Origin of the sequence: Streptomyces sp. NPDC005435 (assembly GCF_040703155.1) — a bacterium.
In the GTDB taxonomy this organism is placed as follows: domain Bacteria; phylum Actinomycetota; class Actinomycetes; order Streptomycetales; family Streptomycetaceae; genus Streptomyces.
Genome location: NZ_JBEXEQ010000025.1, coordinates 35,677 through 57,576, shown reverse-complemented (window position 1 = coordinate 57,576; position 21,900 = coordinate 35,677). Strand labels below are relative to the sequence as shown.

Below are 21,900 nucleotides of genomic sequence, written 5' to 3'. Positions count from 1 at the left end.
CCCCGTCCACGACGTCCACGACGTTCCCGGAGAGGGCGGCGCCGATGACCGCCCTCTCCCCCGCACCACCGCGAAGGATTCCCGCTCATGACCACCGACCTCGCCCCCGGCGCGGCACGCCAGATCGTCCCGCCGGAGGACCGGTTCGCCGCCGAACTCGCCTTCCTCGCCGCGCACGACACCGGACCGCGCCCGCCGGCCTGGCGGCTGACGCCCCGCGCCGTCGTCACCTTCGTGATGGGCAGCGACGGGCGCGCCCTCGCGCTGCCGGCCGACGCGGTGGTCCCGCCCGGGGTGCCCCGACGGCTGGAGATCACGGGCAAGTTCGTGGGTGACCGCGCGCTGGTGGAGCGGTGTGTCGTCACACTCGCCGGGGAGCGCGGGCTGCTGCTCGTCGGTGAGCCGGGCACCGCCAAGTCGATGCTGTCCGAGCTGCTGTCGGCCGCCGTGTGCGGCACCAGCGGGCTGACGGTGCAGGGCACGGCGGGGACGACCGAGGACCAGCTCAAGTACGGCTGGAACTACGCCCTGTTGCTCGCCCAGGGGCCCAGCCGGCAGGCGCTGGTGCCCTCGCCGGTGCTCACCGCGATGACGCGCGGGGCGATCGCGCGCGTGGAGGAGGTCACCCGCTGTCTGCCCGAGGTGCAGGACGCGCTGGTGTCGCTGCTCTCCGAGCGCCGCATGGCCGTACCCGAACTGGCGGGCGGCGAGGACGCGTTGGCGCACGCGGCACCCGGCTTCAACCTGATCGCCACCGCCAACCTGCGGGACAAGGGCGTCTCGGAGATGTCCGCCGCGCTCAAGCGCCGCTTCAACTTCGAGACGGTGGGCCCGATTTCCGACCTCGACGCCGAGACCGCGCTGGTGCGCGGCCAGGCCCGGGCGGCGGTCGAGCGTTCGGGCGCGCCCTTCCAGGTGGACGACGCGGTACTGGAGGCCCTGGTCACCGCGTTCCGGGACCTGCGCGAGGGACGGTCGGCGGAGGGCTGGGAGGTGGAGCGGCCCTCCACCGTGATGAGCACGGCCGAGGCGGTGTCCGTCGCGGGCGCGCTCGGGCTGGCCGCCGTCTACTTCCCCGGGGACCGTGACGTGCTCGGCCTGCTGCCGGGTCACCTCCTCGGTGTCGTACGCAAGGACGACCCGGCCGACGCGGCCCGGCTGCGCGGCTACTGGGACGGTCCGGTACGGCGCCGGGCCGAGCAGGGTTCCGCCACCTGGCGCACCCTGTGGGACCTGCGCACGGTACTGGAGGGCTGAGCACCGTGTCCCACGCATCCCCCGAGGCGGCGGTGGCCGCCCTGACCGACCCGGCGGCGCCGTATCTCATCGGGGTACGGCACCACGCGCCCTCGCTGGCGGCGGCCGTACCGGCGCTGCTGGACGCCGCGAAACCGGACGTGGTGCTCGTGGAGCTGCCCGCCGAGCTGGAGGAGTGGCTGCCGTGGCTCGCGCATGAGGAGACGCGGGCGCCGGTCGCGCTGGCGGCGGCGCCGGGGTCGGGGTCGGCGAGGGGAGACGTGGGGCCCGCTTTCTACCCCTTCGCGGACTTCTCGCCCGAGCTGGCGGCGGTGCGGTGGGCGGCCCGGCGCGGGGTGCCGGTGCTCACCTGCGATCTGCCGCTGGCGGACCGGGCGTGGGCGGGCGGGGAGACGGCACGGCGGGCGGCCTCCGCCCCCGGCATCACCGCCGCCCTCCGCTCCCGGCTCACCGGGCGACCGGACGACGACCTGTGGGACCGGCTGGTGGAGGCCGCCGCGCCCGGTTCCCCGCCGGAGGCGCTGCGGCGCGCGGCGCTGCTGACGGGGTGGGCGCTGCGCGAGGAGGCCGCGGCTTCGGGCGGGGTGCCGGAGCTGGACCTGCGCAGGGAGAGCTGGATGCGGTCCCGGCTGGCCGCCGCCACGGCCGACGGGAAGCGGGCGGCGGTGGTCGTGGGCGCCTTCCACGCTCCGGCGCTGCTCGACCCGACGCTGCCCGGCCCGGTGCCACTCGACTCGACGCTGCCCGGCCCGGTGCCGCTCGCCCCGGCCGAGGGCTCGGGTTCACGCCCCTCCCCGGCCCCGGCCCCGGCCTGGACGACCTCCCTCATCCCCTACACCTACGCCCTGCTGGACGAGCGCTCCGGTTACCCCGCCGGTATCCGCGACCCCGAGTGGCAGCACCTGGTGCTCGACGCGGCCGGCGATCCCTCCGCCCTGACGGACGCGCTGACCGGCGCCGCGGTGCGGATCTGCGCCGAACTGCGGGCGCTCGGGCATCCGTCGGGGCCCGCCGACGCACGGGAGATCACCCGTCTCGCCGGTGACCTGGCCCGGCTGCGGGGGCTGCCCGCGGCGGGCCGGGGCGAACTGGTGGAGGCGGTGCAGACGGTGCTCGCGCAGGGCGAGCCGTACGGGCGTGGGCGGGCCGTGGCGCGGGCGATGGAACGCGTGCTCGTCGGCACACGTGCCGGGCGCCCGGCGCCGGACGCGCCCCGCAGCGGCCTCGCGCCCGCCGTGGAGGCGGAGTTGGCGGAGCTGGGCCTGCCCGGCCCGGCCGACCCGGGCACCACCCGCGACCTGCGCCTGGACCCGCTCCGCTCGGCGCTGGACGCCCGCCGGGAGGTGCTGCTGCGCCGGCTGACGGTGTGCGGGGTGCCGTACGCCGAGCCCAAGGAGGTCGGCGCGGCCGGTGGCGGCGAGGCGCTGACCTCCCGCTGGGAGGTGCGCTGGACGCCCGCCACGGCGGCCGTGCTGAACGCGGCCGGGGTCCGGGGCGTCACCTCGGCCCAGGCCGCCGAGGGGCTGCTGCGCGAGCGGCTGCGCGCGGAGCGGGAGGAGGGCGGCCCCTCGGCGGCCCAGGCGCTGCGGGGCCTTGAGGAGGCGGCCCGGTGCGGACTCCCGGCGCTCACCGAGGAGCGGGTGGAGGACATCGCGTCGGTGCTGCCGGACTCCGGTACGCTGCCCGAACTCCTGGCCGGACTGGCCCTGTTGGACCGTCTGCGGGCCGGTCATCTCGCCGGTTCGGGTGCGCCGGACGACGATATGAGGGCGCGCTTGGCGGAGGTCGCCGAGCTGCTGACCTCGGCGGCCGTGCGCCAGGTCGACGGTCTCACCGGCTCCGACGACCCGGCCGACGCCCGCGCCCTGCTCGAACTCGCCCACCGCGCCGACGTGTTCGGCGGCATCCGGCTCGCCGACGCGCTCGCCCGGCTGGCCCGCGAGGGCTCGCCGCTGATGCGCGGGGCGGCCGGGGCCGTACGGGTGCTGCTGGGGCACGAGGAGCCGCGGGCCCTGGGCGACCGGGTGGCGTCCTGGGTGGACGGCGCGACCGACACCACGAGCCGCACGGCGCTCACCGACCGGCTGACCGGGCTGCTCACCGCCGCCGGACCCCTGCTGGAGTCGGCGGCTCCCGCGCTGGAGCCGCTGCTGAACCGGGTGTCGGGTCTGTCCGACGAGGACTTCCTCTCCCGTCTCCCGGCCCTGCGCGGCGGCTTCGACACGCTGAGCCCGGCGGCGCGCGAGCGGCTGCTGTCGACCGTGGAGGAGCGGCTGGGTGTGCGGCGCCTCGCGGACACGGGCGCCGTCGATCCGGTGGCGCTGGCGAGGTGGACGCGGGCGGATCTGGCGGCGCGGGAGGCGCTGGCGGCGGTGGGGCTGCTGCCGGAGACGGTCGCCGGGCCCGGTCCGGAGACCCCCGGTCCGTCCGGTGAGCCGGCCCCGGCCTTCGCCGGACAGCTCGCCCCGGCCGACCGGTGGCGACTGGTGCTGGGCCGCCGCCGCGACCAACTGCCGCCTTCGGCACGCCGGTTGGCGACCGCGCTGGACGAGCTGTACGGCACGGGACGCGGCGAGGGCAGCCGGGGCGATCTCACCGGAGCCGGATCGGGTTCGGGGTCCGGCGGTGGCCGGGAGGCGCCGTATCCCGGGGTGCGGGAGTGGTCGGAGGAGCTGGCGGCGCTGTTCGGTCCGGGTGTCCGGGAGGAGGTGCTCGCGGCGGCCGCGGCGACGGGCCGGACGGATGTCTTCACGGAACTCGACGCGGAGAGCGTCCGACCCTCGGTGGACCTGCTCCGCTCGGTGCTGCGGCACGCGGGCGGCCTGCCCGAGGCGCGGCTCGCGACGCTGCGGCCGCTGGTACGGCGCCTGGTGGAGGCGCTGACCCGGGAGCTGGCCACCCGGCTGCGCCCCGCGCTGCACGGCACCGCGCTGCCCCGGCCGAGCCGGCGCCCCGGCGGCGGTCTCGATCTGCCCCGGACGCTGCGGGCCAACCTGGCCACGGCGCGCCGGGCCCCGGACGGCACGGTGACGGTGATCCCCGAGCGGCCGGTGTTCCGTACCCGGGCCCGCAAGGCGGCCGACTGGCGGCTGATCCTGGTCACGGACGTGTCGGGCTCCATGGAGGCGTCCACGATCTGGGCGGCGCTCACCGCCTCCGTGCTGGCCGGGGTGCCCACCCTGTCCACGCACTTCCTGGCCTTCTCCACCGAGGTGATCGACCTGACCGGCCGGGTGGAGGACCCGCTGTCGCTGCTGCTGGAGGTGAGCGTCGGCGGCGGTACGCACATCGCGGCGGGGCTGCGGCACGCGCGCGAGCTGGTCACCGTGCCCTCGCGGACGCTCGTCGTGCTGATCAGCGACTTCGAGGAGGGCTACCCGCTCGGCGGACTGCTGGGCGAGGTACGCGCACTGGTCGGCGCGGGCTGCCATGTACTGGGCTGCGCGAGCCTGGACGACGCGGGCCGCCCGCGCTACTCGACCGGCGTGGCGGGCCGGCTGGTCGAGGCGGGGATGCCGGTGGCCGCCCTCAGCCCCCTCGAACTCGCCCGCTGGATTGGGGAGAAGATCGCATGAGCACCCAACTGCCGCCCGTCGCACCGGAGGTGACCGCCGCACTGGTCGAGGCGCTCTCTCCCCGGCTGCGCAAGCGCCTGGACGCGGGGATCGCCAAGCTGGCGGACCGCCCGGTGGACCGCGAGGGCGACACCGTACGCATCGCCGTCGACGACAGCACGTACGTCGAACTCCATGCGCCCGGCGGCACGGTGACGACTCCGGACGCGGTCCGCTGCGGGTGCCTGCTGGCGCCGGACTGTCTGCACCGGGCGGCAGCCGCGTCGTCGGCACCGGTGGCGGATGCCGAACCGGCTTTTGACGAGGGGGCGTTGGCCGAGGAACCGACGCAGCCCTCGGGCTTCGAGGCGCCCGCGCCGGAGCCCGAGCGGCCGACTCCCGCACAGCTCACCGCCGTACGCGCCGTATGGAGCGCGGCGGCCGCCGTGCTCGACGCGGGCGCCGACGGCTGCGGGGCCGTCCTCCAGGCGGAGTTGCTGCGCGCCGCCCACACCGCGCGCCTGGCCGGTCTGCACCGTGTCGCCGCAGCGTCGTCCTCGGTGGTCACGGCGGTACGCGCGGCCCGCTCGGCCGACCCGTCCTACCGGCTGGCGGACCTCGTCGCTGCCCTCGGCGACGTCCTCGCGGTGTCCCACCGCCTGCCGTCCGCCGAGGGGGAGGAAGTGGCCGCCCTGCGTGGCACCGCGCGGCAGCCGTACCGCCCGGACGGCTCGCTGCGGCTGTACGGCCTGTTCACCGAGCCGGTGCTCACGGCCAACGGCTACGCGGGCGTGGTGACGTGGACGGCCGACGCGAGCGGCAGGCTCTACCAGGTGCCGGACGTGGCGCCCGGCGGCGCGGCCCGCGCGGTGGGCGCCGCCGACCGCGCGGTGCGCCTCGGCGACACGGCTCTCACCCACCGCGAACTGTCCCGGGCGGGGCTCGCGGTCTCCGGCGCGACGGTCTCCCCCAGCGGCCGGCTCGGCGCGGGCGCCAAGGTGCGCGCGGTACGCGCCCCCGGCGTCGACTGGCGCGCGGACCCCCTGGACCGGCTCTGGCGCGTCCCCCTCGGGGAGCAGCTGACCCGCGCCCTGGCGCCCGGCTCCCCCGGGCTGCTCTTCCTGGAGGTGACCTTCACGGGCACGGCCCCCGAGTCGGCGGGCGACTGCCTGCTGGCCGCCTCGGACGGCGTCACCCTCCGCCTGACCGCCGCCCACGACAACCCCTCCCTCCCCCACCGCGACAATCTCCGCCTCCTGGCCGCCGCCACGGGCACCCCCCTCCGCGTCATCGCCCGCCTCACCCCGGCCTCCCACCCCCGGGCCACCCTCCTGGCGACGGAACACCCGGCCGTCCCGGGCACGCACGTGGACGTGGGCCTGGACCGCCTGCAAAAGGCCGACCTGCCACCCCACACCCCGCTCCCGCACCCCACGCCCCCGGCCGACGAACCCCCCGTCCACCTCCTCCTCCGCCGCGTCCACCAGGCCACCGCGGGCGGCCGCCGCGCCCTGGCCCACCCCGGCACCGGCACTGCCACCGACCCCCGTCACCTCACCGCCCACGGCCTCCCGACGGCCGCGGCCCTCCTGACGGAGCTGCACTCCTCGGCGACGACCCGCTCCCGCGACGCGTTCGGGCGCCTGCTGCCGGCCGACCCGACGCGTTTCACGGAGGCGTGGCTGAAGGCGCGGGAGTACACGGTGGCGCTGGACAGGGCGTTGTGTGTGGCGGGCTGGAGCGCGTAACGGACGGTAAACCGCTCGACAACCCCGGACCGACCCGGAAAAGTACCCCGCCGTGACGAGCAGCGAACTGTGGAGCCGTGCCACCGCCGAGCGGTACGACGCGGAGGACGCCGAGATGTTCTCCGCCGCCGTACTCGACCCGGCCCTCGCCTTCCTGGCCGAACTGGCGGGTGAGGGAGCGGCGTTGGAGTTCGCCATCGGGACCGGGCGCGTCGGTGTGCCGCTGCGGGAGCGCGGGATTCCCGTGACCGGCGTCGAACTGTCCGCGCCCATGGCGGCCGTACTGCGCCGCAAGGTGGACGAGGAGACCCTGCCGGTGGTCATCGGGGACATGGCGACCACGGTCGTGCCGGGCGAGTTCACCCTGGTCTACCTCGTCTACAACACGATCTCCAACCTGCTCACCCAGGACGAGCAGGTGGAGTGCTTCCGCAACGCCGCGCGCCATCTGGCGCCCGGCGGCCGCTTCGTCATCGAACTCAACGTGCCCCCGCTGCGGCTCCTGCCGCCCGGCGCGGCCGCCGTACCGTTCGACGTGTCGGACCGGCACCTCGGCTTCGACACGTTCGACCTGGCCGAGCAGATCCTCGTCTCGCACCATCTGACCCGCGACGGCGAGGACGGCCGCTACCGCCGCGACGCCTCCCGGCACCGCTACGCCTGGCCGGCCGAGCTGGACCTGATGGCACGGCTCGCCGGGCTCGCACTGGAGCGGCGCGTGGCGGACTGGGACGGGACGCCGTTCACGGACGACTCCCCGAAACACGTCTCCGTCTGGCGCAAGCCGGTCTGACCCGGCCGTCGTCGCTCAGAGGGGCAGCACGGGCCGGGTGGAGAAGTCCTCCCACATGTCCTCGCCGTCCTCGCCGTGGACGAAGTCGGCCATGGAGGGATTGCGGTTGGCGGTGGCGAGCGGCAGCCAGCCCAGGAACGTCCCGTATCCGCCGCACACCGACTCGCCCCCGTCCCCGCCGTGCACGGCACCGGGGTCCTGGCTCAGCTCGGCGGAGTACGTGTCGTCAGCGATGCGCAGACCGAAGGCGTTGCGGTCGTTGTGCGGGCCGGTGCTGTCGCCGTACGGGACCCGGTCGAGCGGGCACGCGTCGCCCCATCGGAACAGCGTGCCCGCCCCGGCCCCGCAGGCGTGCTCCCACTCGTCGGCGCTGGGCAGCCGCAGCCCGCGCGCGGCGAGCGCGTCCGGCAGGTCGGCGGGCGGCTCGGTCAGCGCCTCGGCCTCGACGGCCATCAGGACGGTCGGCACGGTGACGGTCCGCCGGGGGCTGAGCACCCGCGCGAGGTGGGCGCGCAGATCGGGACCGTACGCGAGCCCCTGCGCCAGGCTCTCGGCGTGGTCGGCCTCCTGCTCCGCCGTGGGCTGCCAGGCGGCCAGGTCGAAACCGACCACGACCCGGCCCCCGGGTATCAGCGCGAACTCCTGCCCGTCCCGCTCGACGAGCACCCGATGCCACGGTCCACCGAGGTGCTCGCCGACCCCGACCTCGCTCACCGATCCCCCGACCCGCCGCGCCGTCTCCTCGGCCAACCGCCGCGCCGTGGACGCGTCGAGGGACCGCCACCCGGCGAAATCAAGATCATCGAGAGTCATGAGGCGGAGTCTCCCACGCGGGTCCTACGCCGCCTTCTTCCCCACCAGCCGATCCAAGTGGGCCAGCACCCCCGCGTTGAACTTGTGCACCGCTTCGTCGATGCTGCGGATGAAGCCCGCCTCCGTGTTGCCCCGCTGAGCGCCCATGCTCCTGAAGAGCGAGAGCCGGAAGCCGGTGATCTTCACGCCGCTCTTGGGCAGCATGTCGCCCGGCTCGGGGCGCAGGCGTTCCAGGGTGCCGCGCGGGCCGCCGGTCTCGCCCTCGACCAGGGTCTCGATGTGCAGGTCGGCGGGTGCCTCCGCCAGTTCGCGGACGATGCGCTTGGCCCAGGAGAGCGGGTAGCCCTGTGCGGGGGCCGGGATGTCGATGGAGGTGCGGATCTTCGTGGTGCGCAGGTCGGCCGTCACCCCGAGTACGCCCGTGACGCCCTCGATCCGCAGCTCCGCCTGCAACTTGCCGTCCTGGCACAGCTGGTCGGCCATACGGGAGCGCCGGGCCACCGCGTCCGTGCCGCGCCGGGCGCGCTGGACGGGGAGGACCTTCAGACCGAGTTCGCCGCCGAGGCCCAGCGACACCTGGCGCACCAGCCGCTCCCAGCTCTCGACGGTCTCCAGCGCCCGGGGGTCGCCCTGGCAGAGCGTCTCGTCCTGGATGCCGCTGCGCACGGGCACCCAGGCGGGGCCCATGTTCTGGAAGCCGTGGCAGCCGGAGTTCTCGTGGAGGAGATAGTGCAGGAGTTCCTCAAGGAGCCAGGCGTGGGCCGGATTCGCCACGCCCTCGTGCCGGATCAGCAGCTGCGCCTGGTGCGCCACCTCGGCCCAGGACAGATGCCACAGGCTGACCTTGTTCTTGCGCCGCCGGTCGATCTTCACCTCGACCAGCGGACTGCCCTCAAGCGCCACGTCGTTGGAGAGCGTGATGACCGCCTCGTACCCCCGCCGCGCCGCGATGTCGGCGTACGCCTGCACCTGTTCGGCCTTGAGCGGGTTGCCGTTCGTCTTGGTCTCCACGAGCGCGGTCCACAGCTTGCCCGCGCGCTCCACCCGGATCACGCCGTCCGGGCGCCGGGGCGTGTCGCCGTGCGGCAGCGACACCTCGGTGAAGGTCTCCATCCGTCCGGCGGGAGCACCGAACCCGGCGGTGAGCCGGCGCCCGAACTCCGGGACCTGCGCCATCACGGCCAGGAGCACGGAGGTGGCCCGCATCTCCCGGTCCCGGTCGCTCTTCAGCGCGGAGACGGGGAAGAGCCGGGCACCGCGCCACGCGTCGTTCTCCGCGAGGGACTTCTTCAGGGTCGCGGGGAGGGTGACCTTCTTCTTGGCGGTCCGGGGGCGCGTCTTTCGCTGGGCCGGTACGGCTTCGGCGGCGGACGTACGCGGGGCCGGGACGGCGGCCACGGCGGGCGTACCGGGGTCGTCCGCCGGCGTCGGCGCGGTGACCTGCTCGACCGCCGGCTCACCGGCCTCCTCGGCCGCCGTTTCGGCCCCCTCCGCACGCGCGTCGTCCACCACCTCGGCGTGCCCGGCATCGTCCTCGATGTCGACCCCGTGATCGGACGCCAGCGCCGCGAACCCCGCCTCGTACCCCTGCCCGACCGCGCGGAACTTCCACTCCTCGCCGCGCCGGTACAGCTCGCCGAAGATCAGCGCGCTGACTCCGCCCGCGTCCCCGACCTCGTACGTCAGCAGCGGCTCGCCCGAGCCGTCGCTCAACGTCAGCCGCAGGTTCTCCAGTTCGTCGAAGCGGGCCGACTCGTACCGGCTGGCCGCGACGAGGATCGTGGCGACGTCGTCCGGGAGTGCCTTGAGGTCGAAGCCGATCCGGTCCTCGCTGCCCTCTCCCACCGGGGTCTTGCCGAGCAGCTGCACGCTTCCGTCCGGCGCGCAGGGGTTGTTGTAGAAGTAGAAGTCGGTGTCGCCGCGCACCTTGCCGTTCTCGTCCAGCAGGAGCACGGAGACGTCCGCGTCGCCCTCACCGGTCGGACTCACCCACCCCAGGCTGACCACCACCGACTCGACGTCGCCGTCCGTCAGGCCGCCCAGAACGACGTTGGCGCCCTTGGTCATCTCGTACACACGGCCTCCCGACCGGTCACCAGGCAGAAGGAACCCCCCGCCCTCACCGAACGCTCGTGTGGAGATTCGGTGCACCTGATGTGAACACCATGACTCTAGCGATCAACGGGGAAAGTCACCCCAAGGAGACGCGAACCCGCACGAGCGGGCCGGGGCCGGAGGCTCAGGCCCGCTTTCCCTCGCCCTGGGTCGCCTGGAGGTCGGCGAGGAGTTCGGCCTGGCCCGCGAGGACGCCCGAGAGGATGGTCCGGGCCACACGCAGCAGCTCCGCGACATGCGGGCTGGTGAGGGAGTAGTAGACGTTCGAGCCCTCCTTGCGCGTCCTGACCAGGTTGGCCCGGCGCAGGACGGCCAGTTGCTGGGAGAGGCTGGCGGGCTCGATGCCGACCTCGGGCAGCATCTCGGCGACCGCGTGCTCGCGCTCGCTCAGCAGCTCCAGGACCCGGATGCGAGCGGGGTGGCCCAGGGTTTTGAAGAACTCCGCCTTGAGCTGGTACAGCGGCGTACTCACCGGGCCGTCTCCCTTTCCGCGCGGCGGCACGACGACGCCGGTCGCGCTCCGGCGCCTCGCGTCCGGCCATTCCTCAACACCATGCGTCCCATCCTCGCGTGCGGCGGCGGCCCGGCCGAATCCACGTCGACGACGGGAGCCACCGGTCGCGGCGGCGATGACCTCGTGAATTGCCGAGATTAGCAAGTCTTCGACACGGCGGACCGGCCCGTATTCCGGCCGATGTACGCCGACACCGCCCTCAGAGCGGAAGCGTGACCCAGATGCTCTTGCCGCCCCCGTCGTCGTCGGCCCGGACGGCGGCGCTGCCGCCCAGGCCGAGCGTCAGTTCCATGACCGTGGCCAGACCGCCCGTACTCGCGGCCAGCCCCGGCCCGTCGAGCCGGGGCCGGTGGGGATGACGGTCGTGGACGACGAGGGCGACCCGGTCGGGGGCGGCCGCGTAGACCACCGTGACCTGCGGGGACAGTACGGCGGCGTGCCGCACGCTGTTGGTCACCAGCTCGCTCACGATCAGCAGGGCGGGGTCGACGGCCGGGTGGCGCGGTCCGATGCCCCACTCGGCCAGCGCCTGCTCGGCGGTCTGCCGGGCGAGGCGTACGGCGGAGGGTTCCGTGGGCAGCGTGAGCACGTGCCGGTGGGGCAAGGAGTTCAGCTCGGTGAACATCACGCCTCCACCGGGCGGGGTGCCGGGGTGGTTCCCGCGCGCGGGGCGGGCAGCACTCCGGTGCGTTCCAGGTGCTCGCGGGCGCCCCGGATCGCGTCGGGGGTGGTGGCGTACTCGCGGCCCTCGTCCCGCAGCAGCTCCAGTAGGCCCACGGACGCGAGCACCCGGCGCTGACCGGGCCGTACCCCGGAGGCCAGGACGCGGATGCCGCGCCGCTGAAGCTTCTCCACCGCGTCCTTGAGGACGAGCACGCCGGTGGCGTCCATGGTCGACACCCGCGACATGCGCAGGATGACGACGCGTACGTCCGCGACCTCGGCCAGCTCCAGCAGGAAGCGGTGGGCGGCGGCGAAGAACAGCGGACCGTCGATGCGGTACGCCACGATGTGCTCGGCGAGCAGGGCGTGTTCCTCGGCGCTGTGGTCGGCCCGGTCGAGCGGCACCCGTTCGCAGCGGGCCTGCTTCGCGACGGCGCGCAGCGCGAGCACCCCGGCGACGGCGAGGCCGATGACGACGGCGTAGACGAGGTCGAGGGCGACGGTCGCGACGGCGGTCAGGACGAGCACCAGCGCGTCGGAGCGGGTGGCCCTGACCATGGCCCGCAGCGCGCCGGTCTCCACCATGCGGATCGCCGTGGCCAGCAGGACTCCGGCGAGCGCGGCCAGCGGGATCTTCGAGACGAGCGGCGCGGCGGCGAAGACGATCACGGCGAGGACGGCGGCGTGGGTGAGGGCGGCGAGCCGGGAGCCCGCGCCGGTGCGGACGTTGACCGCCGTGCGCGCGATGGCGCCGGTGGCCGGTACGCCGCCGAACAGCGGGGCGGCGATGTTGGCGAGGCCCTGCCCGAGCAGTTCGCGGTCGGGGTCGTGCCGCTGCCCGACCGTCATGCCGTCGGCCACCGAGGCGGACAGCAGCGACTCCAGCGCGGCGAGGGCGGCGACCGCCACGGCGGGGCCGAGCAGGCCGCCGAGCGAGCCGAGGTCGAGGAAGGACAGCGAGGGCAGGGGCAGACCGGCCGGCAGTTCGCCGATCGGCTTGGCGTCGTGGAATCCGCCGGCCTGGGCCACGATCGTCGCCGCGATCACGGCGACGATCGAGAAGGGCACGGTCGGCCGCCACCGCGCGCCCACGAGCATCACGGCGGCCACCGCGACGGCGAACCCGGCCGCCGTCCAGTTCGGGTCCTTCGCGAACTCCTCCGCCGCGCGCCAGGTCACGACGAGCACGCGGTCGCCCTCGGGCTTGGCCACGCCCAGGGCGTTGGGGAGCTGCTGCAGGGCGATCACGCAGGCGATGCCGAGGGTGAACCCCTCGACGACCGGCGCGGGAACGTACCGCATGTACTTCCCGGCCCGCAGCAGGGCCAGCCCGACGAGCATGACGCCCGCCATGAGGCCGACGGTGAGCACCCCGGTCGGGCCGTACCGGCCCGCGATCGGCACGAGGACCACGGTCATCGCGCCGGTGGGCCCGGACACCTGGAGGTTGGACCCGCCGAAGACCGCCGCCACGGCGCCGGCGACGACGGCGGTCGCGAGCCCCGCCTCGGCACCGAGCCCGGAGGAGACCCCGAAGCCCAGCGCCAGCGGGAGCGCGACGACGGCCACGGTGAGCCCGGCGAGCAGATCCCGGCGCGGGTCGCGCCGCATCTGGGCCACGTCACCCCGGCCGGGCAGCAGCGCGGCGAGGGAGGCCCACAGACGGGCGGCCCTGGCCGGGGACAGCGGTACGGACACGGACTTCTCGGCTTCCTGCCTGCGGACACAACCAGGACAGCATCTAAGCAATTGCGAAATTCTGCAATTCCTCAAGAGACGAGGGCCGTGGCGACCCCCGCCGAAGGGGGAGTCCGTGTCCGTCCGGACTCAGGCCTTCTTGACCACGCTCGACTTCAGCTGCATCGCACCGAACCCGTCGACCTTGCAGTCGATGTCGTGCCCGTCGACCCCGTCGACCAGCCTGATGTTCCGCACCTTGGTACCGGCCTTGATCCCGGACGGACTGCCCTTGACCTTGAGCGCCTTCACGACCACGACACTGTCGCCGTCGCGCAGCACATTGCCGACGGCGTCCTTGACGACGCGCTCACCGCCCTCGGCACCGGCGTCCCCGGGCTCCCACTCATGGGCGCACTCGGGACACACCACCAGGGCGTTCATCTCGTAGGTGTACTCGCAGGAGCACTTCGGACAGGGAGGAGGATTCTCAAGCATCCGACCAGCCTATCCGCCCCGGAGCCGCCCCTTCCGCCCCGAGTTCCGGGCGCGCTCGCCGTCAGCCCGGCGGTTCAGTGAGCGCACTCGCCCGAGCCGACGAGTTCGGGTTCACCACTGTTCCCCTCGTAGACGGCGACGGACCAGCGGGTGTAGTCCCAGGCCCGGTTGACGCGGTACTCGGCGGTCAGCTTCCGGCACAGGACGGTGGAGGCGGCGTCCTGGAAATTGGCCCGCTGGGCCCGGCCCATGAGTCCCCCGCTGGCGTCCCGCGCCCATACGTACGCGGCCCCCTCGACCGGGTCGAAGCCGAGGTCGATCGTGTCGTCCGCGGCAAGGGGCGCGAGGCCGTCGTCCTGGGCGGTCCTGGTCTTCCAGTCGGCGGTGATGGCCTTGTCGGCGGCGTCGGCGACGCGGATCTCGGCCTTGTCGCCGCTCGGTATCGCGGCGGTCGCGATGCCGGACGCGTCGCCCTGCCACTGGCCGGCGATCACGTTGTGGCACCCGTCGGTGGCCTCGCCGAAGCCGAGGACGCCCGGTTCGAGGTCGCCGTCGACGTTCCTCCAGGAGATGACGAAGCGCCCGTAGGGCCAGGTGGTGGGGTGGTCCGCGAGCCGGTACGCGAGGGCGGTGCAGGCCGCCATGTCCGCGGCCCGGCGGAACACCTCCTGGTCGTCCTCGGGGATCTGGGAGACCGGACCGCCGGTCACCATCACGGTCTGCGCCCGCTTGTTGAACGTGACCGTGGGTGTCATGAAGGCCATGTCCTTGGTGGCGAGCATGGCCGTCATGCGGTCCCGTATCGCTTTGTCGACGCCCTTCTCCTCCGGGGTGCTCGCGACGGTGCTCGCCCGCCACTCCTCGGGCGTCGGTTCGGTCGTCTCGCCCGCCCGCGTGAAGGCCGGGTCGGCCACGCCCGCCAGCGGATCCGACGGGACGACGGCATCGCGCGGATCGGCCGACGCCGTACTCGTACCCCCCGGTCCGCCGGCGCGTGCCGGTGAGGCGGGGGCGTTCGGGCGCGCGGCCGTGGACGCGCCGTGCCCGCCCGGAGAGCGCCCGGCCACGCCGGTCCTGGCCGGGGTGGCGCCGTCACCGTTGCCGCGGAAGGCGAAGGCGGTCCCGGCGGCGACGCCCCCGGCCACGGCCGCGGCGACGAGGACGGCCAGGACGGCGCGCCTGCGGGAGGGCGGGGTCGGCGCGTGCCAGGCCGGGTCGTCCAGCGTGGGCATGTCCCACTCGTTCATGACGAGTTCGCCCACCCGGGTGGGCTCCAGCCCTCCGTCGCCGAGGACCCGGGTGGCCTGCGCGGCCAGGAGCCTCGAACACGCCTCCTCCGCCTCGGCCGCGGTCGTCCGCTCGGAGGGGTCCTTCGCCAGAGCCCTTTCCAGGATCTCCCGCAGTTCCCCGGGGACCCCGGCGAGATCCGGCTCGCCCGACATGACGCGGAAGGCGACCGCGTCCGGCGCACCGGTGCCGAACGGCAGGCGGCCGGTGGCGGCGTAGGCGACGAGCGCGCCCCAGGCGAACACGTCGCCCTCGGGCCCGGCCGTACTGGAGCGGTAGTACTCCGGACTGATCCAGCCCGGGGTGCCGGTCATGACACCGGTGCGCGTGACGCTGGTGCCGTCGGAGGCGCGGGCGATACCGAAGTCCAGCACCCGGGGCCCGGCGGGGGTGAGGATGACGTTCTGCGGCTTCACGTCCCGGTGGACGACGCCGGCCTCGTGGATGGCGGCCAGGGCCTGCGCGGTCCCGGTCGCAAAGGCGTAGAGGGTGCCGTCGGCGAGCGCACCGTGGCCCGCCAGATGCTGGTTGAGGGTCGGACCGGGGGCATAGGCGGTCGCCAGCCACGGCTCGGCGGCCTCGGTGTCCGCGGCGAGGAGCGGCACGAGGCACGGACCCTTCACCCGGGCGGAGAGCTGGACCTCCCGGCGGAACCGCGCCCGGAACTCCGGGTCCTCCGCCTGCGCGGGGTGGATCACCTTGACCGCGACCCGGAGCCCGTCGGCGGCAAGACCGGCGTGCACGACACCCATGCCTCCCGAACCGAGACGTCCGATGATCCGGTACGGGCCGACGCGGGAGGGATCACCGGCTCGGCCAGGCTGAATCCGTCCCCCAGATCCGGCAACGCTCACTGACAGTCCGTTCCTTGATGTGTCGTGGGCGGCCGGGCGGTTGAGCGGACCATCGCCTCAACCGCCTGGCCTTCTTCAGCGATGAAAGCGCCTGTGTGACAGGTGAAGGAACTGTGAGGTTGTCTCGATCCGGCGAAAGTCACATGATCGTGACAACCCTCCCCCATGGCGGGGTGCCGACGACGCGTGCGAGGGCCGTTGTCAGTGGCATGCGCCACGATGGGCTCCGCACGAAGACGTCCTTGGGGGATGCGCATGACCACTGAAGAGCCGCGTTCCGGGCTGCCCATTCCGTTTCTCCTCACGCTCGCCGCGGAGGCGAGCCCGGACTCACCGCCGGTTCGCATGGCAGTGGAGAAGGTCCGGGATCTGCCGCCGGGTGACGCCCGCGACGACCTCCTGCTGGCTCTTCTCCGAGGGGCGCTGCGTGACACGGCTCCCGAGTGGATCCTCAAGGAGGCCGTGGAGAGCGACGTGGCCAAGGATGCCTCTGCGTACCTGGGCGCGCGTCTGCCCCTCGCCACCGTGGTGCTCGCGCACCCGTCGTGCTCCGACGCCTTGCGCACGGAGACGCTGCGGCGCTGCTCGGCACCGCAGCTGGCGGGCCTCGGCCACTCTCGCTGCGGCGACGTACTGGCGCGGGCGATCGTCACGGAACTGGAGAGCCGGGGACCGCACGGGCAGCCCATGACCCCCGCACTCCTCGAAGAGCCCACCGCGCCTCAGCTCGTCCTGCGCGAGACGGATCTGCACGACGTGGTGTTCACCGGCGCCCTGGATCTGCTGCCGACAGTCCCGCGCCTGGGGATCGAGGACAAGACGGACGGCGACGACATCCTGGCCCGGATGAAGCAACGCCGCGCCGCGACCAGCGCTTTCAGGACGATGTGGGAGCAGCTGGTGACCCTGCACACCCGCCGTCACCGGCACCTCGTCGCATGGGCTCCGGACGACTTCACGAAGCACGTCATACGCGACCATCTCCTGGGCGCCGCCCCCTGGGACGTCGAACCGTCCCTGCTGGAAGAGGCCGCCCGGGATCACCTTGCCGAGTTCACCGCCGACGAGTTGATCACCCGCATGTGCCTCATGGCGCGGGAGGGCGTGGCCCCGGACGAAGTCCGTTCCCGGCTCGCCCCCGAACTGGACATGCTCGCACCCCGGCAGCGCGAGTACGTCGAGGACATCTTCGACATGGGGAAGGACGAGCTGAAGTACGTTCTTCGCTCGGCGGTCGACTGGGTCGAATCCGCCGCAGCCGGGCCATGGCGCCACCTCCTCGCCCCCTCCCGGGCGAAGACCCGCTACGGCGAACCGCACACCTGGCTCGCGTCCGACGAACTCCTCGTCCCCCTCGGCCGTCTCTTCGCGGACACAGCGGTCAAGGCTCTGCGCCTGTGGGAGCCCGAGGACAGGCACATCGGCCCGCGTCCCCAGAACCTGCAATGGGTCCACGCCATGCTCCTGCACCTGCCTCTTCTGACGGACGAGGTGAAGGAGAAGGCGAAGGCAGTGGTCCGGCACGTCCGGCCACGCACGCGCGACCGATGGGACTACACGGACTTCCGCACGGAGCAGGACAACAGGCGACTGACCGAGTTGCGCGCCGCCATCGAGCGGATCCTGGCGGATCCCTCCGCGCCGTCGCGCCGGTCGGCACTCGGCGATCCGGAACGGATCACCGTACGGGACCTCGCCAACGCTCCCGACGAGGCCCTGCGCGACTACCTGGCCCGGCACACCGACGACGAGCTGACCGAAAAGGCGCTGCTCTCCTTCGCCCACGTGTCGTACCGGCCGAAGCTCCCCCTGCCCGACGTACTCGCCTTCCATTCCGCACCGGACACGGCGCTGCTCCGGATCACCATGGACCTCCGCCGGCGGCTGGGCGGCGGCCCCGGTCCGCGGGAGGCCTGGACACGACAGCTGCTCGCGCTCCCGGACTGCCGGCCGGAACTGGTGCGGGCCCTGCCGGCCTGGAGCGCGCTCACCGTGGGCGGCGCCCGGCACGGAACCGCCCACGCGGCCGTCGCCTCGGCCGTCCTCACCGCGCTCGGCGACGACGACGCCGCGTGGTCCCGCTTCGCCACCAGCCCGGCGTCGTACTCCGGTCCGACCGCGTGGCTGCGGCTGGGGGACGTCCTCGACGCCGCGGCGAAGGGCGAGGAGTGGCCGAAGCCGCCCGGCTCCAGCTGACACCGCCACCACGCGCACGGGGCGCGAAGGTCAGCCCGACTTCGGCGGCTTCCGCGTGTCGAAGGCGAACAGCGTGTTCCTCGCCGCCGCCGCGACCACCACGCGCCCCGCGACGGTGACGCGCGGGCTCGCGCCCTGTTCGCCCGTCAGGCCGTTGGCCTGGGGCACCGTCTCCCACAGGGAGGTGCCGTCGTTCGGGGAGAGGGCGACGACCCGGCCGGTGGCCGAGCTGAAGTAGAGGGTGCCGGACGCCGAGACGGGACCCGACGCGCCCTCCACGTCCGTCTGCCGCGACCACTTCCTCCGGCCGGTCGCGGGGTCGAGCGCCGTGATGAGGCCGGTCTGCCCGCTCAGGTAGACGGTGCCGTCCACCATGCCGGGGGTCCCGGTGTAGACCCGGTCCGTCCGGGAGTACGTGACCTTCCGCAAGGCCGGGTCGACCCTCACCACCCCGTGGTACTCGACCGACTCCGACACCTCCGTGTGCTCCTGGAGGAGGACGAGCTTGCCGTCGGCGACCCCCATCGGGACGGCGGGGCCGTCGACCGCGATGGCGGCGCCCAGCTTCCCCGAGGCCCGGTCGACCGGGTACAGGAGGGGGTGACGCACCTCCGGGCCGTCCGCCTCCTCGTACGTCGCGCACATCGCGAAGAGCAGCCGGCCCACCGGGACGGGAGCGCACTGCGTACCCGCCGGAAACGGCGTAGCCCAGACGAGGTCGCCGCTGTGCGCGTCGCGCGCCTCCAGGCGGGAGTCGGAACCGTCGACCATCACGACGGCGGAGCCGGCGACGACGGCGTCCTGCGTCCGGCCCGTGATGAACTGGGACTGGGCGCCGGACGGCGCGGACCACAGTTCCCGGCCGTTCTTCGCGTCGAGGCCCACCACCTCGGTGGGAGGGTCCTGCGGGTTGTCCTGGGCGGCGATGCGGTAGCCGAGCACGGTGTCGTCCGTGGCGCCCACCATGTACATGCCCTGAGCGGGGATGCCGGGACTCTTCTCCGTCCACACCCGCGAGCCGTCCGCCACCTTCATACGGGTCGCGACCACACCGCCGCCCCCGCAGTACAGCGCGTCGCCGCGCGCGACACAGCGCAGTTCGTCGGGGACGTCCTGACCTCCTTGGACGGTCGTGCGCCACGGCTTGAAGCCCGCCGGAAGCGTGGCTTGCGCCGACGCGACGCCGACGCCCTTGCCGTTGCCGCCGCTGCTGTGGACGCCGCTGTCGTCCCCGAAGCCGACCGTGTTCAGTGCGGCGGCTCCCCCGCCGATCGCCGCCACCGCGACCGCGGAGGCGAGCGCGGTCCGCCATCGACGGCGGGGACGGCGGTCGGTGGGGGTGCCTGCGCTTTCCGCGCCGGGACCGGCAGGGGCGGCGGCCGGGGCCGACGCCGAGGGGGCCGGGGCGGCCGAGCCGGCCGGCGGCGGAGTGCCCGGCGCCGGGGTGTCCGCCGTCGCCGAGTGATGCTGGGTGATCATGTCGCGGGTACGGCCCGCACCGGCTCCCGCCGCCTCCGCCCCACCGGTCCCCCCGAGGTCGGCCGGCAAGTCCCGCAGCAGCACGAGGAGTTCGTCCGTCGTGGGACGCCCCTTCGGCTCCTTGTCCAGACACGGCTCGACGACCGCGCGCAGAGCCGCCGGCACCGCATCGAGCGACGGCTCCTCGTGCACCACCTGATACGCCGTCATGTACGGGCTGTCCGCGTCGAAGGGACCCCGGCCCGTCGACGCGTACACCAGCAGCGTGCCCAGCGAGAAGACGTCCGACCGCGGCCCCACGTCACGCGGCGCCTGCAACTGCTCCGGCGACATGAAGGGCGGCGTACCGATCACCCGCCCCGTCATCGTCAGCGTCTCCTGGTCCGCGGCGCGCGAGATGCCGAAGTCGATGACGCGCGGGCCCTCGGGCGAGAGCACGACGTTCGAGGGCTTCAGGTCACGGTGGACGACCCCCACGCGGTGGATGTCGCGCAGCGCCTCCGCCAGCCCGATGGCGAGCCTCCGCAGCTCCGCCCCGCTCAACGGGCCCTCCGCGGCGCAGTGCTGGGCGAGCGTGCGACCCTCGATGTACGCCGTCGCCATCCACGGCTGCCCGGCCTCGGAGTCGGCGTCCACCACGGCGGCGGTGAACGCGCCGCTCACCCGCCGCGCCGCCGCCACCTCCTGCCGGAACCGGATACGGAACTCGTCGTCCTCCGCGAACTGCCGGTGGATGAGTTTGATCGCGACGGGCCGCCCCGAGTCCGTACGGGCCAGGAAGACCGTGCCCATGCCGCCCGAGCCGAGCCGCGCCTCCAGTGGATAACCACCGATCTCGGCTGGATCACCCTCGCGCAGCGACACCGTCCCCGACCTCCCGTTTCCCCGTGCACCTCTGCCACCACGGCCCTGTGTACCTGTGCTGCACACAAATTAGCCGCACATCGGTACGGCACGGCACAGCGGGTGACGAACGGGGAACCCAGAGCCGTCCCGCGACCGCGTAACGGACCCTGGAGGGCGGCTCTTTCCGCGACGGCGGACAATGAACTGTCCAAGGGGCTCCGGCGGTCGAAGCGGAGCAGAATCAGGGCATGGGCGGCGGTTCGCGCCGGGCCACGAGTGGCGGACGGGTACGGCGACCACGCCGTGCCACCGCCCGGCTCCGCCACGGGGACGATCCGCCGGACAGGACCTCAGGAGGGGAAGCGTGACCGAGACCAGCGACACCCGATCCGCCGCCGATGAAGCGCATGAGGCGCCACGGAGCCGACTGCAGCGCCTGATGCGCTACATCCCCCTGGTCGCCCCCGTCCTGCTGTGGACCGTGCCGTGCTGGGTCCTCCTGTACACCGGCCAGCACTGGCCGCTCCCCGCCACGCTGACCGGCACCGCGCTGTTCGTCCTCGGCCTGACCGGTATGCCGCTCGCGATGGCACGCGGCCACGGCCGGCGCCAGCAGGACCGGGCGGCGATCATCGGTGACACGCTGCTGGGCGGCATCTGGGTGCTGTTCACCTGGTCGGTGCTGCTCGGTGTCCTACTGCGGCTCGCCCTGACCGTGGCCGGCGTCGGCGACGGACAGGACCGGGCGCGCATCGTGACCTGGGCCGTCCTCGGCGTGGCCGCCGTACTGCTCGTCTGGGGATACACCGAGGCCCGGCGCGTGCCCCGCGTACGTCGGCTCGACGTGCGACTCCCGCGACTGGGCGCCGGGTTGGACGGCACCCGCGTCGTCCTGATCACCGACACCCACTACGGCCCGCTCGACCGCGCCCGCTGGTCGGAGCGGGTCTGCGAGACGGTGAACACCCTGGAGGCCGACCTGGTCTGCCACACCGGCGACATCGCGGACGGTACGGCCGACCGCCGCCGCGCCCAGGCGGCCCCGCTGGGTACGGTGCGGGCGACCCGGGCGCGTGTCTACGTCACCGGGAACCACGAGTACTACAGCGAGGCCCAGGGCTGGGTCGACCTGATGGACGAGCTGGGCTGGGAGCCGCTGCGCAATCGCCATCTGCTGCTCGAACGCGGGGGTGACACCCTCGTGGTCGCCGGCGTCGACGACGTCACCGCCGAGTCCTCGGGCCTGCCGGGCCACCGCGCGAACCTCACGGAGGCCCTGACCGGCGCCGATCCCGATCTGCCCGTCCTCCTCCTCGCCCACCAGCCCAAGTTCATCGACCGCGCGGCGGCCCACGGCATCGACCTCCAGCTCTCCGGCCACACCCACGGCGGCCAGATCTGGCCCTTCCACCACCTGGTCCGCATCGACCAGCCCGCCCTCGCCGGCCTCACCCACCACGGCCCCCGCACCCTCCTCTACACCAGCCGCGGCACCGGCTTCTGGGGCCCACCCTTCCGCGTCTTCGCCCCGAGCGAGATCACCCTGCTCGTACTCCGCTCCGCGCAGGAATCCGCCTCGTCGTAGGGCGGGTTCGCCGCTGGGCGA

Annotated in this window: 14 protein-coding genes; 6 read left to right on the top strand and 8 right to left on the bottom strand. The window is 74.0% G+C overall.

Annotated features, from left to right (window positions below; genetic code table 11):
* Positions 1–87: 87 nt before the first annotated feature.
* Genes AB0898_RS27325 through AB0898_RS27310 form a run of 4 tightly spaced genes read left to right on the top strand, consistent with a single transcriptional unit; the run spans position 88 to position 7,352 of the window.
* Entirely contained in the window at positions 88–1,257 is a 1,170-nt protein-coding gene (locus AB0898_RS27325; protein ID WP_366805648.1) for an AAA family ATPase, read from the top strand.
* Between the two features lie 5 nt (positions 1,258–1,262).
* On the top strand, positions 1,263–4,832 hold the full coding sequence (locus AB0898_RS27320; RefSeq protein ID WP_366805646.1) for a DUF5682 family protein: 3,570 nt from the start codon (positions 1,263–1,265) through the stop codon (positions 4,830–4,832).
* Positions 4,829–6,559 carry a hypothetical protein gene (locus AB0898_RS27315; protein WP_366805645.1) on the top strand — a complete coding sequence of 577 codons (1,731 nt, stop codon included), beginning with the start codon at positions 4,829–4,831 and terminating at the stop codon, positions 6,557–6,559. The genes AB0898_RS27320 and AB0898_RS27315 overlap by 4 nt, the downstream gene beginning before the upstream one ends.
* Positions 6,560–6,611: 52 nt before the next feature.
* The gene (locus AB0898_RS27310) at positions 6,612–7,352 is read left to right on the top strand and encodes a class I SAM-dependent methyltransferase (RefSeq protein WP_366805644.1); all 741 of its coding nucleotides are present in this window, start codon (positions 6,612–6,614) and stop codon (positions 7,350–7,352) included.
* Between the two features lie 15 nt (positions 7,353–7,367).
* Here the strand turns inward: AB0898_RS27310 and AB0898_RS27305 are convergent, their stop codons facing one another.
* From AB0898_RS27305 to AB0898_RS27275, 7 genes are all read right to left on the bottom strand, one after another.
* Positions 7,368–8,165, bottom strand: a complete 798-nt coding sequence (locus AB0898_RS27305; protein WP_366805643.1) for a hypothetical protein — start codon at positions 8,163–8,165, stop codon at positions 7,368–7,370.
* A gap of 24 nt (positions 8,166–8,189) precedes the next feature.
* Positions 8,190–10,232, bottom strand: a complete 2,043-nt coding sequence (locus AB0898_RS27300) for a TerD family protein (RefSeq protein ID WP_366805703.1) — start codon at positions 10,230–10,232, stop codon at positions 8,190–8,192.
* A 172-nt stretch (positions 10,233–10,404) separates the two neighbouring features.
* A complete protein-coding gene (locus tag AB0898_RS27295) occupies positions 10,405–10,752 on the bottom strand; it encodes a helix-turn-helix transcriptional regulator (protein WP_199581990.1) in 348 nt (115 codons plus the stop codon).
* A gap of 241 nt (positions 10,753–10,993) precedes the next feature.
* Positions 10,994–11,419 carry an ATP-binding protein gene (locus tag AB0898_RS27290; protein WP_366805642.1) on the bottom strand — a complete coding sequence of 142 codons (426 nt, stop codon included), beginning with the start codon at positions 11,417–11,419 and terminating at the stop codon, positions 10,994–10,996.
* Positions 11,419–13,068, bottom strand: coding sequence for a SulP family inorganic anion transporter (locus AB0898_RS27285; protein ID WP_366805702.1), 1,650 nt, complete (start codon positions 13,066–13,068; stop codon positions 11,419–11,421). Before AB0898_RS27285 ends, AB0898_RS27290 begins: the two co-directional genes overlap by 1 nt.
* A gap of 216 nt (positions 13,069–13,284) precedes the next feature.
* Positions 13,285–13,632 (bottom strand): zinc ribbon domain-containing protein YjdM, encoded by a 348-nt coding sequence (locus AB0898_RS27280; RefSeq protein ID WP_366805641.1) that lies wholly within the window; start codon positions 13,630–13,632, stop codon positions 13,285–13,287.
* Between the two features lie 74 nt (positions 13,633–13,706).
* Positions 13,707–15,671: a protein kinase domain-containing protein gene (locus AB0898_RS27275; protein WP_407078416.1), complete on the bottom strand. Its 1,965-nt coding sequence runs from the start codon at positions 15,669–15,671 to the stop codon at positions 13,707–13,709.
* A 447-nt stretch (positions 15,672–16,118) separates the two neighbouring features.
* Here AB0898_RS27275 and AB0898_RS27270 point away from each other — a divergent pair, with 447 nt between their 5' ends.
* Positions 16,119–17,969: a hypothetical protein gene (locus AB0898_RS27270; RefSeq protein WP_366805639.1), complete on the top strand. Its 1,851-nt coding sequence runs from the start codon at positions 16,119–16,121 to the stop codon at positions 17,967–17,969.
* Between the two features lie 30 nt (positions 17,970–17,999).
* Here the strand turns inward: AB0898_RS27270 and AB0898_RS27265 are convergent, their stop codons facing one another.
* Complete coding sequence (locus AB0898_RS27265; protein WP_366805638.1) at positions 18,000–20,312, bottom strand: protein kinase domain-containing protein; 2,313 nt, start codon at positions 20,310–20,312, stop codon at positions 18,000–18,002.
* 346 nt (positions 20,313–20,658) lie between these two features.
* Between AB0898_RS27265 and AB0898_RS27260 the strand changes: the two genes are divergently transcribed.
* The gene (locus AB0898_RS27260) at positions 20,659–21,879 is read left to right on the top strand and encodes a metallophosphoesterase (RefSeq protein WP_366805637.1); all 1,221 of its coding nucleotides are present in this window, start codon (positions 20,659–20,661) and stop codon (positions 21,877–21,879) included.
* Positions 21,880–21,900 lie beyond the last annotated feature (21 nt).